Raw genomic sequence first — 15,248 nt, forward strand, 5'->3', positions numbered from 1 at the left:
GTCACGCCGGGCCAGATCGCGAAGAGCGGGTGTGGACAACCGTCACGAGGCATCCCTTCGGGCATGCGAGGATACTTCGGTGCAACGCATCGTGACCGCCGAACTCGACCTGGATCTGGGGTCCTCCGTCGACCTCATCTTCCAGATCGCGGCGGCCCAGCCGGCGCCCGTCGTGCGCGAGGAGCTGACCTTCACGCAGGGCGATCGCGTGTACACGCCGAACGAGATCGTCGACCAGTCGGGGAGCCGCCTGCACACCCTCCGCGGAGAGGGCGGCCCGCTCGCGGTGCGCTACGAAGCGGTCATCGACGGGCACGTCGCGCAGCGCTCGACGAGCGATCTCGAGGCCATCACCTACCTGCGCCCGAGCCGCTACTGCCAGTCCGACGAGGTGTTCTCGCAGGCACGGCGCCAGTTCCGCGGGCTGCAGGGCGTCGAGCTCATCACCGCGGTCAGCGAGTTCGTCGCGACGAGCACGACCTACACTCCCGGTCTCAGCCAGGGTACCGACTCGGCCGTGACGACCCTCATGACCGGGCAGGGAGTGTGCCGCGACTACGCGCACGTCGTCATCGCCCTGCTGCGCGCCATGGACATGCCGGCGCGCTACGCCGCGTGCTTCGCGCCGGGTCTTCGCCCGATGGACTTCCACGCCGTCGCCGAGGCGTACCTCGACGGGTCGTGGTACGTCATCGACGCGACGCGTCTGGCGAACCGCCGCTCGCTCGTCCGCATCGCGACGGGCCGTGACGCGGCCGACTGCGCGTTCCTCAGCTACCACGGCGGCCACGTGGGCCTGAAGCGCATGCACGTCGACGCGATCGTCGTACCCGACTCGGCATCCGATGTGGCGGTGCAGGGTGTGGCGCTGCAGGATGTGGCGATGCAGGATGCCGTCGCCGCGGCATCCGATCCCGCGCACGACGACCTGGCCGACCTCGTCCAGCTCGCGTGACGTCGTCGCGGACCACTATTGTCGAGTCCGATTGCTGAGGAGGCTTCGCTGTGGGCATGATGCTGCCGAACGAGCTCGTGTGGGTGATGGAGAAGCTCGGATTCGAGTGGCCCGACATCGATGAGGACGAAGTCTCGAAGGGCGCCGCGCTCGTTCGCACCTTCGGGTCCGACCTCGAGAGCGTCATCCAGTCGGTCGACCGGCAGATGAACGGCCAGTTCGGCGAGGCGATGCGCGGCAAGACGGGGCCTGCGACGGTCGCCGCGTGGAACGCGAACCGGTCGATGAACCTGCAGCAGCTCGTCGACATCCTGCCTCCTGCCGCGGCCGCGATGGACATCGGCGCGGGAGCGATCACGGCGCTGAAGGTCAAGGTGATCGTCGATGTCACGTCGACCCTCGTCGCGCTCGTCGCGATGCTCACGAACCCGGTCACCGCGCTCGGAGCGGGTCCGATGCTGCTGCTCAAGAAGAAGCTGCTGAACGCCGCCGTCGACATCGCGGTCGAACAGCTCATCGGTCAGCTCGCACCGATGGCGATCGAGCCGCTCGCCGAGCAGCTGCCCGCCGTGCTCGACGCGATCCTCGACGCGCCGCTCGTCGAGGGCGCGGTCGGCGACACCGACGAGTTCTACGCCGACCTCGCCGCGCTCGAAGACGCGCAGGCCACGATGAAACTCCACAGCACCGACATCCAGACGCTGACGTCGACGTTCTTCGCCGAGTTCTCGGCACTCGATTTCGGAGGGGATGCCTGATGAGCGCCATCAAGCCGATCTTCCGCGAGCTCAAGGATGCCGCCCTGAAGGGCTTCGGCGCCCTCAAGCACAAGCTGCACCAGTTCGCCGACGCGCTCGACGGCCACGCCGACGACGTGATCCGGCGGGTTCGGGGTCAAGACCACCTCGACGCGCCCGGGAGCTCGCGAGGTGTGTCGGCGGGTGAGACGGACGAGCTCGTGCCCCGACCCGAGTGCCTCGACGGCGCGGGCAATATCGACTGGAGTCAGGCCCCCGGAAACGGATTCCGCCTGGACGCCGACGGCAACCCGATCACACGCGATCACGTGCCGGATGCGGGCGACCGATTCGATCGGTATGGCGATGAGCGGGGGCGCTATGTGTCACCCGTACCGGAGGACGGACCGTTCTCGTTCGACAGTCGATCGCTGCCCTACCAGGAGAATCCGAACGCGTATCACCAATACGAGTGGTCGCATTCTCCTTCAGACGTGCAGGCTGTCTACAGCGGCCTTGACGACGTGACCCGCGCCTCCGTCGACGCAGACCTCGCCAAGTACGGACTCGAGGTCGGCGATCTCGCGCATGTCACCCGCGGCGAGGCCGCGCCGATCCCCGCCTGGGGCACCGCAGGCGGCGCAACACAGGATCTGCTGCCTGCGAGTGTCGCCCTGCTGAAGGATATGGGCATGATCGTGGAGGTCCGATGAACGTCGATGAACTGATGCAGGTGGTCCGGAACGAGCGGCTTGATGCGCCCGTGCTCTACGGGGCGGGGCAGCCTGGCCTCGACGATGTCGTCGTCCGAAGCGACGACGGCCGCTGGCGCGTGTACCTCTCCGACGAGCGGGGCGAGCCCTTCGCTGCAACTCTCAGAGAGTTCGCGAATGAATCCGACGCGCTCCAATACGCATTGCAGAAGCTGCGTCAGGTCTCGGCCGCGCGCGTCGCAAAGGCGGCACTCCGCGCGAAGCAAGCCGCCGACGGGAATACGGCGACGTAGACGTCTGCGGTCAGCCCCCGCGAGGGTTCCGACAGAGTGACCGCGCGCGACTCTCCCACTGATGAACTGCTGAGTGGAGCCGTGATCGCGCACCTGGGAAAGGGAAGGTCCGCCTTTCCGGTGAGTGACGACGAGGCCGTCCTTCGACTGGCCGGCGATCACGGGGCGGACGTGCTGCAACGGGTCAGCGAGCTCGAGGACGAGATGATGGCCGTGGGGATCGATTGGGATCAGTTCAGCCTCACCGAAGGCGGCGATCAGGCGAGGAGCGTCCTCGCGGACCGGCATCCGGAACTCTCACCCGCCGCGCTCGATGCGTTGCGGTGGATGTTCACATACAACTGGCGCTGATATCGCCGGCCGCAGCGGCCCGATAACCTGACACGATGCTCAGCAATCCGCAGGTCGTCGAGGCCTCTTCCGACGCACGGCCTGCGAGCGCCGTCGTGTCGTGGCTCTATCGCGACGGACTGTGGCGCGTATCGATCGTCTCTCCGGCATTCGGGCGGTTCGAGGCCTCGGCGGATGACGCGTTCGAGGCGCTCTGCCGCGTGCGCGAGGAACTCGATGCGGGCGGCTGGCGCGTGGGTGTCGCCGGCGCACAGTCGAACGTCTGGCCGAGCGGTATGGCTCGTGACCAGGGCGGCGGGCTCACGGCGTACCGGATGACCGAGGACGGTGTCGTCGGTGTCGTGGACACGTTCGCGCCGGTCGATCCCGCCACGACGGTGCCGGTCGCCGAGCAGCGGCGGGAGGCGGACCGGCTGCTCGCCGCAATCGCTCGCCGAGGGGCGACGGGCGCAGGGGAGCCGTGATCGGCGACATCGATCTCAGCGAGGCGATCATCGTGTCCCTCCGGAACTATCCGGGGCGCAACGAGATCGAGTTCCGGACCTCCGTGAGCCCGCCCTGAGGAATCTCGGGAACGACGTCACGTATCTCGTCCGCTGAGCGGTCGCTCCAGGGGGCGGTGAGGGCGACGCGGGGGTGAGGCGGACCAGTCGTATGGGCCGTGGGGCGGTGTTGCCTCGTGAGCAACGGGAGACGACACCAGCCCCACCGGTCATACGACGGAACCGCACTCGCGGCTCATCGCTCGCGCCGCGGGGCCTCACCGCAGAGGAGCGCGGGTCCCTGCGCCCGTAGACTTGACGGGTTATGAATCCTGACGCCCTCTCCGAAGCCCTGCTCGCCGTCATCGCGCCGCTCGCCGAGGCGCGACGCGAGGGCTCGAGCGCGCATCTGACCTCCGCCGACCTGCCGTTGGAGCGTCCGCGCAACCGCGACCACGGCGACTGGGCGTCGAACGCGGCGCTCAAGCTCGGCAAGGCCGTCGGGGCGAACCCGCGCGAGTTCGCGCAGGAGATTGCTGACGCCCTCGCCCAGACCCCGGGCATCGCGTCGGTCGAGGTCGCCGGCCCCGGCTTCATCAACATCCGACTGGATGCCGCCGCCGCCGGCGCCCTCGCGAAGACGATCGTCGAGGCGGGCGCGGCCTACGGTACGAACGACTCCCAGCGTGGCCAGTCGATCAACCTCGAGTTCGTCAGCGCCAACCCGACGGGTCCGATGCACATCGGGCACACGCGCTGGGCGGCCCTCGGAGACGCGATCGCGCGCCTGCTTCTCGCGAGCGGGGCGACCCTGGTCCGCGAGTTCTACATCAACGACGCGGGCGCCCAGATGGACCGGTTCGGCCGGTCGGTGCTCGCCTCGATCAAGGGTGAGCCGACGCCCGAGGACGGCTACCCCGGCTCGTACATCGACGACCTCGCGCGTCGCGTGCAGGCGGAGCTGCCCGGCATCCTCGACCTCCCTCTCGACGAGCAGGAGGTGCAGGCACGCGACCGCGCCTATGCACTGCAGCTCGCCGACCTGCAGGAGTCGCTCGTCAAGTTCAACGTCCACTTCGACGTCTTCTTCAGTGAGCGCGAACTGCACGCGAAGGGCGCTGACGGCGAGCCGAGCCTCGTCGACGAAGCGGTCGACCGCTTGCGGGCGCAGGGTTACGTCTTCGAGGACGAGAACGCCGTGTGGGTGCGCACGACCGCGTTCGGCGACGACAAGGATCGCGTGATCCGCCGCTCGAACGGCGAGTACACGTACTTCGCCGCCGACGCCGCGTATTACCTGAACAAGGGCGACCGCGGCTTCCGGCACAAGATCTATCTGCTGGGCGCCGACCACCACGGTTACGTGCACCGGCTGAAGGCGCTCGCCGGCGCCGCGGGCGACGACCCCGATAAGGACATCGAGGTGCTGATCGGGCAACTCGTGTCGGTCAACGGCGCGCGTCTGTCCAAGCGTGCCGGCAACATCATCGAGCTCGACGACCTGCGCGACTGGCTCGGCACCGACGCGCTGCGGTACTCGCTCGCGCGGTACCCGGCCGATTCGCCGTTGACGCTCGACCCCGAGATCCTCACGAAGCGCACGAACGACAACCCCGTCTTCTACGTGCAGTACGCTCACGCGCGTACGCACAACGTCGCCCGGAACGCCGCGACGGCGGGCGTCGACCGCTCGGCCTTCGCGCCGGAGCTTCTCACCCACGAGACGGAGAGCGCGCTCCTGGGCGCGCTGCAGGAGTTTCCGCGCATCGTCGCGTACGCCGCCGAGGTGCGCGAGCCGCACCGTGTCGCCCGCTACCTCGAAGAGCTCGCGAGCCTCTACCACCGGTGGTACGACACCTGCCGCGTGACGCCGCTCGGCGACGAGGAGGTCACCGACCTTCACCGCACGCGCCTGTGGCTGAACGACGCGACCGGGCAGGTGCTCCGCAACGGCCTCGACCTGCTCGGCGTCAGCGCGCCCGAGCGCATGTGACCGACTGAGCGAGACGCGGGGGAAGCGATGAGCGACGAGAACCCGACGGTGCCGTTACCCGACCCTCGCGCGCAATGGGCCCTGTCGACGGATGCCGCGGCCTCCGGCACGCGCACCGAAAAGCCCCGGAAGCGTCGCTGGCCGTGGCTCGTCGCGGTTCTCGCCGTCGTCCTGCTCGCCGTCGGTGCGTGGTTCGCGGGGGAGTACATCGCCCGCGGCATCGTCGAGCGGACGATCCGCGAGCAGGTCACGACGCAGCTCGCCCTCCCCGCCGACCAGCCGATCGACATCGACCTGCCCGGGCAGGTGCTCCCTCAGCTGATCGCCGGGCGGTTCGACCAGCTGACCCTCTCGAGCCAGAATGTCCCGTTCGGGCAGCTGACCGGCGACGTCGTCGTGCACGCGAGCGACGTCCCGATCCGCGGCGATGACCCGATCGGCTCCGCCTCGGCATCCGTCACACTCGACCAGTCGCAGCTGCAGGCGCTTCTCGCGACCGTCGAGGACTTCCCGGCGGCGACGGTCGCCCTCGCCGAGCCCGACGTCGACATCTCGATGGACCTGAAGCTGTTCGCCCTCACGGTGCCGGTCGGTGTGGGGCTTACGCCGAGCGCGTCGGCGGGGCAGCTCGTCCTCACCCCGCGGACCCTCATGCTCAACGGCGCGGAGATCTCCGCCGAGGCGCTCGTGGACCAGTTCGGCGCGATCGCACGCACCGTCGTCCGCGACTGGGAGGTCTGCATCGCGCAGTACCTGCCCGCCGGGCTCGAGCTCAGCGCCGTGACCGTGTCGGGCGACACGATCGTCGCCGACTTCGCGATCGACGGCGCCATCATCCACGACGAGGCGCTGCAGCAGAACGGCACCTGCCCGGCATCCTGACCCGCCGCACGCCCCCTCGCCGACCGCGCCCGACACCCCCGAGACGCCCGCGAGACCGCGCGAATTTCACGCAAACCGGCTCGAAAGCGGACATATGCGCGGTCTCGCGGGGTCTGTGGCCGCCGAGGCTGCGCGATATGCGCGGAGCGGTATGGGGCGGTGCCCTAGACTTGCACCACCCGCTGCCCGGCAGGCGGCGCCCCCGTTGCGCTCGCCCAGCCCGAGGTGCGGGAATCCCGCATCCCGCACCCGATTGGTACCCAGCTCGTGTCCGCGTCACCCGATCGTCCGCTCGTGCCGGACTGGCTGACCGTCCCTGACGACGCGAACGCCCTCGCGCAGGGGGTGTGGCCGGATGCCGCACACCGCGACGACCGGGGCGAGCTCGTCGTCGGGGGTGTCTCGGCGAGCGACCTGCGCGCTCTGTACGGCACGCCCCTCTACGTCCTCGACGAGGACGAGGTACGCGGCCGCGCCCGCCGCGCCCGCGCCGCGTTCGACGCGGCCGCCGCACGCCACGGCACGACCGCGCACGTGTACTACGCAGGGAAGGCGTTCCTGTCGACCGAGGTCGTCCGGTGGGTCACGTCCGAAGGCCTCGCCGTTGACGTCGCCACCGGGGGAGAGCTCGCGGTCGCGCTCGCCGCCGGCGCCGACCCCGCGCGCCTCGGGTTCCACGGCAACAACAAGTCCGTCGCCGAGATCGCCCGGGCGATCGCGGCCGGGGTCGGATCGATCGTGATCGACAGCGAGATCGAGGTCGAGCGGGTCGCCGCCGAGGCGGAGCGCCGCGGCATCCGCCAGTCGGTGCGCCTGCGCGTCACCAGCGGCGTGCACGCCGAGACGCACGACTTCCTCGCGACGGCCCACGAGGACCAGAAGTTCGGCATCGCCCTCGACCGCGCCGAGGCGGTGGTCGCGCGGATCCGCGCCCTCCCGAGCCTCGACTTCGGCGGGCTGCACTGCCACATCGGCTCGCAGATCTTCGGCGTCGACGGCTTCCGTGAGTCGGCCGCGCGCCTCCTCGACGTGCACGAGCGCCTGCTCGAGGGCGGCCCCGTCCGGGTCCTCAACCTCGGCGGTGGCTTCGGCATCGCCTACACCTCCGTCGACAGGCCGACCCCGATCGAGGAGCTCGCGGGCGCCATCGTCGACGCGGTCGCCGGCGAGTGCGCGCGTCGCGGCATCCCCGTGCCCGTCCTCGCCTTCGAGCCCGGCCGGGCCATCGTCGGGCCTGCGGGCGTGACGCTCTACGAGGTGGGCACCGTCAAGCCCGTGCGCGTCTCCGACGACCTCACCCGCGTCTACGTCAGCGTCGACGGCGGCATGAGCGACAACGCGCGCCCCGCCCTCTACGGTGCCCAGTACTCCGCACGCATCGCCTCGCGCGTCTCCGACGCCGACCCCGCACTCGTCCGCGTCGTCGGCAAGCACTGCGAGTCGGGCGACATCGTGGTGGACGCCGAATACCTCCCCGGCGACGTCGCACCCGGCGACCTGCTGGCCGTCCCCGCGACCGGCGCCTACTGCTTCTCGCTGTCGAGCAACTACAACTACGTGCTGCGCCCGCCCGTGGTCGCCGTACGCGGCGGCGCCTCCCGCGTCATCGTGCGCGGTGAGACGATCGACGACCTGCTGGCGCACGACGTCGGCGTGCACGACGCCGCCCAGGCCCTCCGTTTCGGAAAGGACTCCGAGTGACCGACTACAGACGCCTCCGCGTGGCCCTGCTCGGCGCGGGCGCCGTGGGATCGCAGGTCGCTGCGATCCTCCTGAAGCACGGCGACGAGCTGGCCGACCGCGCGGGTGCCGCGCTCGACCTCGTCGGCATCGCTGTGCGGAACCCCGACGCGCCGCGTGACGTCGAGCTTCCGCGCGAGCTGCTGACCACGGATGCCGAGGAGCTCATCGTCGGCGCCGACATCGTCATCGAGCTGATGGGCGGCATCGAGCCTGCGCGCACCGACATTGTGACGGCCCTCGGGTCGGGCGCCGACGTCGTCACCGCCAACAAGGCGCTGCTCGCAACGCACGGCCCGGAGATCTTCGACGCCGCCGACCAGGTGGGCGCGTCGGTGTACTACGAGGCGGCGGCGGCGGGCGCCATCCCGATCATCCGTCCGCTGCGCGATTCGCTCGCCGGCGACCGCGTGAACCGGATCATGGGCATCGTCAACGGCACGACGAACTACATCCTCGACCGGATGGACCGCGAGGGGTCGGAGTTCGCCGACGTCCTCGCCGACGCCCAGGCGCTCGGCTACGCCGAGGCCGACCCGACCGCCGACGTCGAGGGCTACGACGCGGCGCAGAAGGCCGCGATCCTCGCCTCGCTCGCCTTCCACACCGCGGTCCCCCTCGACGCGGTGCACCGCGAGGGCATCACGAAGGTCGATGCGCAGCTGATGGATGCCGCGCGTCACGCCGGCTACGTCATCAAGCTCCTCGCCGTGTGCGAGCGGCTGACAGGTCAGGGCGAGGTGTCGCCCTCGGGCGAGGCGATCTCGGTGCGCGTGTACCCGACGCTGATCCCGCGCGAGCACCCGCTCGCGAGCGTCCACGGCGCGAACAACGCCGTGTTCGTCCAGGCCGCGGCCGCCGGGGACCTCATGTTCTACGGCGCCGGCGCCGGAGGGGTGCAGACCGCCTCGGCCGTCCTCGGTGACGTCGTCTCGGCCGCGCGCCGCCACATCGCGGGCGGCGTCGGGGTGGGGGAGTCGACCCGGGCGAACCTCCCCGTGCTGCCGATCGGACGGGTCACGACGCGCTACCAGATCACCCTCGAGGTGTCCGACGAGCCCGGCGTCCTCGCGACGGTCGCCGGCATCCTCAGCGAGGGGCGCGTCTCGATCGCGACGGTCGAGCAGAGCGTCCTCGACGTCGCCGGCGACCGCGCGGACGAGGCCCCGGGCACGGCGCGGATCGTCATCGGGACGCACCCGTCCCTGGAACAGGATCTGAGCGACACCGTCGCCCGACTCGCCGAGAGCGGCGTCGTCGGTCGCGTGGTGTCGGTGTTGCGAGTAGAAGGAGACTGAGATGGTGCATGTCTGGCAGGGAGTCCTGCGCGAGTTCGCCGACCGGTTGGGCGTCACCGACGCCTCGACGGTCGTCACCCTCGGCGAGGGCGGCACGCCACTCATTCCGGCCGCGTCGCTGTCGGCGATGACCGGGGCGGACGTCTACGTCAAGTTCGAGGGGATGAACCCGACGGGCTCGTTCAAGGACCGCGGCATGACGGTGGCCCTCTCGCGCGCCGTCGAGCACGGCGCGCAGGCGGTCATCTGCGCCTCGACGGGGAACACCTCGGCATCCGCCGCCGCCTATGCGGCGCACGCGGGCATCACCGCCGCCGTCCTCGTCCCCGAGGGCAAGATCGCGATGGGCAAGCTCAGCCAGGCCGTCATCCACGGCGGGCGCCTCATCCAGGTGCGCGGCAACTTCGACGACTGCCTCGAGATCGCGCGCGAGCTCGCCGAGAACTACCCCGTGCACCTCGTGAACTCCGTCAACCCCGACCGCATCGACGGACAGAAGACGGCGGCCTACGAGGTCGTCTCGCAGCTGGGGGATGCCCCGGACTTCCACTTCATCCCGGTGGGCAACGCCGGCAACTACACCGCCTACACGCGGGGCTACCGCGAAGATGCCGAGCGCGGGGTGTCGACTCGCGTGCCCCGCATGTTCGGTTTCCAGGCCGAGGGCTCCGCGCCGCTCGTGCGCGGCGAGGTCGTCAAGAACCCCGAGACGATCGCCTCGGCGATCCGTATCGGAAACCCCGCCTCGTGGGAGCTCGCCCTCGAGGCGCGCGACGCCACCGACGGCTGGTTCGGCGCGATCTCGGACGAGAAGATCCTCGTCGCGCAGAAGCTCCTCGCCGACACGGTGGGCGTCTTCGTCGAGCCGGCATCGGCGATCAGCGTCGCGGGCCTCCTCGACCGCGCCGAGGCGGGCATCGTCCCGGCGGGAGCGAAGGTCGTGCTGACGGTCACGGGCCACGGCCTGAAGGACCCGCAGTGGGCACTCCGCAATGCCGACGGCTCCGAGGTGACTCCCACGGTCGTCGACGCGTCGACGAGCGAGGTCGCCGCCGTCCTCGATCTGGCGTGACCGTGACCGGCGCCCGCACCCCCGAGGCCGCGCACGACGGCCTCCGCACCGTCGCGGTCCGTGTGCCCGCGACGAGCGCGAACCTCGGTCCGGGCTTCGACACGCTGGGCCTCGCGCTGAGCGTGTACGACGACCTCGTCGTGACGGCGCTCCCCGAGCCGGGGCTCGAGATCATCGTGTCGGGGGAGGGCGCCGCAGACGTCCCCACCGACGCCTCGCACCTCGTCGTCCGCTCGATGGCGTACGCCTACGAGGCGGTCGGTCGCACGCTTCCCGGCATCCGTCTCGTGGCGCACAACACCATCCCGCACGGGCGCGGCATGGGGTCCTCCGGCGCCGCCGTCGTCGCGGGCCTCCTGGCCGCGAAGGGGCTTCTGGCCGGCGAGGTCGAATTCAGCGACGACACGTTGCTGCGCCTCGCGACGGAGCTTGAAGGCCACCCCGACAACGTCGCACCGGCGCTGTTCGGCGGACTCACGATCGCGTGGATGGGACAGGACGGCCCGCAGCACAAGAAGCTGCTCGTTCACCGCGGCGTCTCGCCCCTCGTGTTCGTGCCGGAGTTCACGATGTCGACGTCCGTCGCCCGCGGCCTCGCCCCGCTGCAGGTGACGCGCGAGGATGCCGTGTTCAACGTGTCGCGCTCCGCCCTGCTGATCGCGGCTCTCATGCAGAGCCCGGAGCTGCTCATGGCGGCCACCGAGGACAAGCTCCACCAGTCGTACCGCGCCCAGGCGATGCCCGAGACCGACGCACTCGTTCAGGCGCTGCGCGCCGCGGGGTTCGCGGCGGTCGTATCGGGGGCGGGACCGAGCGTGCTCGTGCTCGCCGACGGTCCGGGCCGCCGGCTCGAGGCCGCGCGGCTCGCGGCATCCGCCACCGACACACCGTGGGAGCCCCTCATGCTCGCCGTCGATGTGAAGGGTGGTACAGTGAGGGACCATACGGAGGGTTCCACGGTCAGTCCGTGAATCTGGCCTCCGTCGCAATTCTGCGAACCCCCGCATAGTCACCCTTTGCCTCATCGACGTCCACGTCGGACGCGCGATGTCATCGGGTCAGCGCCTCTCGTGGACGGCGTCTGTGCGGATCTGTCCTGTCCACTTTCCCCATGAAGGAGAACTCGTGGAGTCCCTCTCCGAGATCGAAACCCCCCAGAACGACGCTGCGCGCGAGGATGCCGCTCACGTCGTGACCCCCGACACCGACGCGCCCGCCGCGGACGAGACCGTGGAGACCGCGGACGTCGCCGCGGAGGCTCCTGCCGAGGAGGCCCCGGTCGCTGCCGAGGAGTCCGCTGCCGCGAAGCCGGCTGCCGCCGAGGCGCCCGCTGCCGCCGAGGCTCCGGCCGACGCCCCCGCCGCGGAGGAGGCCCTCGCCGCGGAGGAGACCCCCGCCGAGGCGCCGGTCGCCGAGGAGAAGCCGGCCAAGGCGCCGCGCAAGCGTGCCCCTCGCCGCGCCAAGAGCACCGACGTTCCCGCTGAGCCGGCCGCCGAGGCCCCCGCCGCCGAGGCCGCCGAGGCCCCCGCCGACGCCGCCGAGGCGCCGGCCCCCGAGGCATCCACCTCCGATGACGTGGCCGCGCCGGCCGAGGCACCCGCCGCGGAGGCGCCTGCTATCGAGTCGTCGGAGACGCCCGTCGCCGAGGCATCCGAGACCCCCGCGCCCGCCGACGGCGACACCGCAGCCGAGGGTGAGGCAACCGCCGAGGGCGAGGCCCCCGCCGAGGGCGAGACGCCGAGCCGCTCGCGCAGCCGTTCGCGCTCGCGCAGCCGCAGCCGCGGGCAGAAGTCCGAGCAGCAGAACGGCGGCCAGCAGAACGGCGGCGGCCAGAACAACCAGAACCAGAACGCCCAGAACCAGAACGGCTCCGCCGAGGCATCCTCGAGCGACGCCGACAGCGACGAGCAGGGGTCGGGTCGCGGCCGCCAGCCGCGCAAGCGCCGCGGGCAGAACCAGACGGGTGACGAGTTCGAGACCGAGATCGGCGAGGACGACGTCCTCATTCCGGTCGCCGGCATCCTCGATGTGCTCGACAACTACGCGTTCGTCCGCACGACCGGCTACCTCCCCGGCACGAGCGACGTCTACGTCTCGCTCGGGCAGGTCAAGAAGTACAACCTGCGCAAGGGCGACGCCGTGGTCGGCGCCATCAAGCAGCCGCGCGAGGGCGAGCAGTCGAGCCGCCAGAAGTACAACGCGCTCGTCAAGGTCGACGCGATCAACGGCCTGTCGGTCGACGACGCCGCGAACCGCGTCGAGTTCGGCAAGCTGACTCCCCTCTACCCGCAGGAGCGCCTGCGCATGGAGACCGCGCCCGAGAAGCTGACGCAGCGTCTCATCGACCTGGTCGCCCCGATCGGCAAGGGTCAGCGCGGCCTGATCGTCGCACCGCCCAAGGCAGGCAAGACGATCGTGCTGCAGCAGATCGCCGACGCCATCGCGAAGAACAACCCCGAGGTCCACCTCATGGTCGTGCTCGTCGACGAGCGTCCCGAAGAGGTCACCGACATGCAGCGCACGGTCAAGGGCGAGGTCATCGCCTCGACCTTCGACCGCCCCGCCGAAGACCACACGACGGTCGCCGAGCTCGCCATCGAGCGCGCGAAGCGCCTCGTCGAGCTCGGTCGCGACGTGGTCGTGCTGCTCGATTCGATCACTCGTCTCGGCCGCGCGTACAACGTGTCGGCCCCGACGTCGGGCCGCGTCCTCTCCGGCGGTGTCGACGCGTCGGCGCTCTACCCGCCCAAGCGCTTCTTCGGCGCCGCGCGCAACATCGAGAACGGCGGATCGCTCACGATCCTCGCGACCGCGCTCGTCGAGACCGGCTCCAAGATGGACGAGGTCATCTTCGAGGAGTTCAAGGGAACCGGCAACAGCGAGCTGCGCCTGTCGCGCCAGCTCGCCGACAAGCGGATCTTCCCGGCCGTCGACGTCAACGCGTCGTCCACGCGCCGCGAGGAGATGCTCCTCAGCCCGGACGAGGTGAAGATCACCTGGAAGCTCCGCCGCGCGCTCGCCGGCCTCGACCCGCAGCAGGCCCTGGAGGTCGTGCTCGGCAAGCTCAAGGAGACGAGCTCGAACGTCGAGTTCCTCTACCAGATGCAGAACGTGCAGCTGAAGGCATCCAACGGGTCGAACGGCCACGGCGGCGGTCACAGCCACGGCCACGAGAACAGCATCCGCTGAGTCCCCGCGCGATGGTCGAGGGGGCCGTGTTCGCGTCGGTTCAGACGCTCATCGACGAGCACCGCGCGGTGCAGGAGGAACTCTCCGACCCCGCGGTGCACGCCGACGCGACGCGCGCCAAGCGCGTCAACCGGCGCTACGCCGAGCTCTCGAAGATCGTCGCCGCGCACGACGCCTGGGTCGCCGCGAGCGACGACCTGGATGCCGCGCGTGAGCTGGCCGGGGAGGATCCGGCGTTCGCCGACGAGATCCCCGCGCTCGAAGAGCAGGTCGCCGCGGCGCAGGAGAAGCTCCGGCGTCTGCTCATCCCGCGCGACCCCGACGACGCGCGCGATGTGATCATGGAGATCAAGGCGGGGGAGGGCGGCGCGGAGTCGGCCCTCTTCGCCGCCGACCTCCTGCGGATGTACCTGCAGTACGCGGCCTCGCAGGGCTGGAAGACCGAGCTTCTCGAACGGAACGAATCCGACCTCGGCGGCTACAAGGACGTCCAGGTCGCGATCAAGGGGTCCGGGACCGACCCGGCGCAGGGCGTGTGGGCGCACCTCAAGTACGAGGGCGGCGTTCACCGCGTGCAGCGCGTGCCCGCGACCGAGTCGCAGGGCCGCATCCACACCTCGACGACGGGGGTGCTGGTCTTCCCCGAGGTCGACGAGCCTGAAGAGATCCAGATCGACCCGAACGACCTGCGCATCGACGTCTATCGTTCGTCGGGCCCCGGCGGGCAGTCGGTCAACACGACCGACTCGGCGGTCCGCATCACGCACCTTCCGACCGGGATCGTCGTGTCGATGCAGAACGAGAAGAGCCAGCTGCAGAACCGCGAAGCGGGCATGCGGGTGCTCCGCGCGCGGCTGCTTGCCAAGCAGCAGGAGGAGTTGGATGCCGCGGCATCCGATGCCCGCCGCTCGCAGATCAGGGGAATGGACCGCTCCGAGCGCATCCGCACCTACAACTTCCCCGAGAACCGCATCGCCGACCACCGCACGGGGTACAAGGCGTACAACCTCGACCAGGTGATGGACGGCGCGCTCGGCCCGATCATCGACTCGGCGATCACCGCCGACGAAGAGGCGCGGCTCGCGGCCCTCGCCGAGAACTGACGAGCTCGCGGGGCGCTACGCTCAGCGCATGATCACCTTCCTGATCCGCGCGCTGATCTTCGTGCTGTCGGCCGCCGTCGGCCTCATCGTCGCCGACCTCCTCCTCCCCGGCTTCCGGATCGACTGGTCGAACTGGTGGGGCTTCGTCCTCGCCGTCGTCATCTTCGCGGTGCTGCAGTCCGTCCTCACTCCGTGGGCGGCGAAGGTCGCCCGCCGGAACGCGCCGGCCCTCCTCGGCGGGGTGGGGATCGTCTCGACGTTCATCGCCCTGCTCGTCGTCGTGCTGATCCCGGGCGCGGGCATCACGATCGGTTCGCCCTGGTGGACGTGGCTGCTCGCCCCGATGATCGTGTGGCTCATCACGGCGCTGGCGACGATGCTGCTGCCGGCGCTGTTCATCAAGAAGAAGGTCGGCGACAAGCGCGCATCCTGACGGCGCC

General features: G+C 70.4%; 15 protein-coding genes. All 15 read left to right on the plus strand.

The features are described 5' to 3' along the window. Positions 1-79: 79 nt before the first annotated feature. The 15 genes from AC3ENQ_RS05440 to AC3ENQ_RS05510 all read left to right on the plus strand — a co-directional run bounded on the left by AC3ENQ_RS05440 (position 80) and on the right by AC3ENQ_RS05510 (position 15,241). Positions 80-955: a transglutaminase-like domain-containing protein gene (locus AC3ENQ_RS05440; protein WP_431802449.1), complete on the plus strand. Its 876-nt coding sequence runs from the start codon at positions 80-82 to the stop codon at positions 953-955. A 56-nt stretch (positions 956-1,011) separates the two neighbouring features. Continuing rightward, entirely contained in the window at positions 1,012-1,713 is a 702-nt protein-coding gene (locus AC3ENQ_RS05445) for a WXG100-like domain-containing protein (protein ID WP_431802452.1), read from the plus strand. Further along, entirely contained in the window at positions 1,713-2,405 is a 693-nt protein-coding gene (locus tag AC3ENQ_RS05450) for a glycohydrolase toxin TNT-related protein (RefSeq protein WP_431802454.1), read from the plus strand. The genes AC3ENQ_RS05445 and AC3ENQ_RS05450 overlap by 1 nt, the downstream gene beginning before the upstream one ends. Continuing rightward, positions 2,402-2,698, plus strand: coding sequence for a hypothetical protein (locus tag AC3ENQ_RS05455; protein WP_431802456.1), 297 nt, complete (start codon positions 2,402-2,404; stop codon positions 2,696-2,698). Before AC3ENQ_RS05450 ends, AC3ENQ_RS05455 begins: the two co-directional genes overlap by 4 nt. 36 nt (positions 2,699-2,734) lie before the next feature. Next, complete coding sequence (locus tag AC3ENQ_RS05460; protein ID WP_431802458.1) at positions 2,735-3,049, plus strand: hypothetical protein; 315 nt, start codon at positions 2,735-2,737, stop codon at positions 3,047-3,049. 35 nt (positions 3,050-3,084) lie between these two features. Beyond that, positions 3,085-3,513 (plus strand): hypothetical protein, encoded by a 429-nt coding sequence (locus tag AC3ENQ_RS05465; protein ID WP_431802460.1) that lies wholly within the window; start codon positions 3,085-3,087, stop codon positions 3,511-3,513. A 343-nt stretch (positions 3,514-3,856) separates the two neighbouring features. Next, positions 3,857-5,524, plus strand: coding sequence for an arginine--tRNA ligase (argS, locus tag AC3ENQ_RS05470; RefSeq protein ID WP_431802462.1), 1,668 nt, complete (start codon positions 3,857-3,859; stop codon positions 5,522-5,524). A 27-nt stretch (positions 5,525-5,551) separates the two neighbouring features. Next, positions 5,552-6,406 (plus strand): LmeA family phospholipid-binding protein, encoded by an 855-nt coding sequence (locus AC3ENQ_RS05475; RefSeq protein ID WP_431802464.1) that lies wholly within the window; start codon positions 5,552-5,554, stop codon positions 6,404-6,406. A gap of 267 nt (positions 6,407-6,673) precedes the next feature. After that, a complete protein-coding gene (gene lysA, locus AC3ENQ_RS05480) occupies positions 6,674-8,107 on the plus strand; it encodes a diaminopimelate decarboxylase (RefSeq protein WP_431802466.1) in 1,434 nt (477 codons plus the stop codon). Continuing rightward, a complete protein-coding gene (locus AC3ENQ_RS05485) occupies positions 8,104-9,444 on the plus strand; it encodes a homoserine dehydrogenase (RefSeq protein WP_431802468.1) in 1,341 nt (446 codons plus the stop codon). Before lysA ends, AC3ENQ_RS05485 begins: the two co-directional genes overlap by 4 nt. A gap of 1 nt (position 9,445) precedes the next feature. Further along, positions 9,446-10,516 (plus strand): threonine synthase, encoded by a 1,071-nt coding sequence (thrC, locus tag AC3ENQ_RS05490; RefSeq protein ID WP_431802470.1) that lies wholly within the window; start codon positions 9,446-9,448, stop codon positions 10,514-10,516. A gap of 2 nt (positions 10,517-10,518) precedes the next feature. Next, on the plus strand, positions 10,519-11,487 hold the full coding sequence (gene thrB, locus AC3ENQ_RS05495; RefSeq protein ID WP_431802616.1) for a homoserine kinase: 969 nt from the start codon (positions 10,519-10,521) through the stop codon (positions 11,485-11,487). A 154-nt stretch (positions 11,488-11,641) separates the two neighbouring features. Then, positions 11,642-13,705 carry a transcription termination factor Rho gene (gene rho / locus AC3ENQ_RS05500; RefSeq protein WP_431802472.1) on the plus strand — a complete coding sequence of 688 codons (2,064 nt, stop codon included), beginning with the start codon at positions 11,642-11,644 and terminating at the stop codon, positions 13,703-13,705. A 26-nt stretch (positions 13,706-13,731) separates the two neighbouring features. Then, complete coding sequence (gene prfA / locus AC3ENQ_RS05505) at positions 13,732-14,808, plus strand: peptide chain release factor 1 (RefSeq protein ID WP_431802474.1); 1,077 nt, start codon at positions 13,732-13,734, stop codon at positions 14,806-14,808. A 28-nt stretch (positions 14,809-14,836) separates the two neighbouring features. Beyond that, positions 14,837-15,241: a hypothetical protein gene (locus AC3ENQ_RS05510; RefSeq protein WP_431802476.1), complete on the plus strand. Its 405-nt coding sequence runs from the start codon at positions 14,837-14,839 to the stop codon at positions 15,239-15,241. The last annotated feature ends 7 nt before the right edge of the window (positions 15,242-15,248 follow it).

This window comes from Microbacterium sp. bgisy203, from assembly GCF_057706945.1.

Bases quoted from the DNA above. Each gene is read 5' to 3' on its own strand.
- AC3ENQ_RS05445 (WP_431802452.1), top strand. From the start codon at position 1,012: ATGATGCTGCCGAACGAGCTCGTGTGGGTGATGGAGAAGCTCGGATTC.
- AC3ENQ_RS05450 (WP_431802454.1), top strand. From the start codon at position 1,713: ATGAGCGCCATCAAGCCGATCTTCCGCGAGCTCAAGGATGCCGCCCTG.
- AC3ENQ_RS05455 (WP_431802456.1), top strand. From the start codon at position 2,402: ATGAACGTCGATGAACTGATGCAGGTGGTCCGGAACGAGCGGCTTGAT.
- AC3ENQ_RS05465 (WP_431802460.1), top strand. From the start codon at position 3,085: ATGCTCAGCAATCCGCAGGTCGTCGAGGCCTCTTCCGACGCACGGCCT.
- argS (WP_431802462.1), top strand. From the start codon at position 3,857: ATGAATCCTGACGCCCTCTCCGAAGCCCTGCTCGCCGTCATCGCGCCG.
- AC3ENQ_RS05475 (WP_431802464.1), top strand. From the start codon at position 5,552: ATGAGCGACGAGAACCCGACGGTGCCGTTACCCGACCCTCGCGCGCAA.
- thrC (WP_431802470.1), top strand. From the start codon at position 9,446: ATGGTGCATGTCTGGCAGGGAGTCCTGCGCGAGTTCGCCGACCGGTTG.
- AC3ENQ_RS05510 (WP_431802476.1), top strand. From the start codon at position 14,837: ATGATCACCTTCCTGATCCGCGCGCTGATCTTCGTGCTGTCGGCCGCC.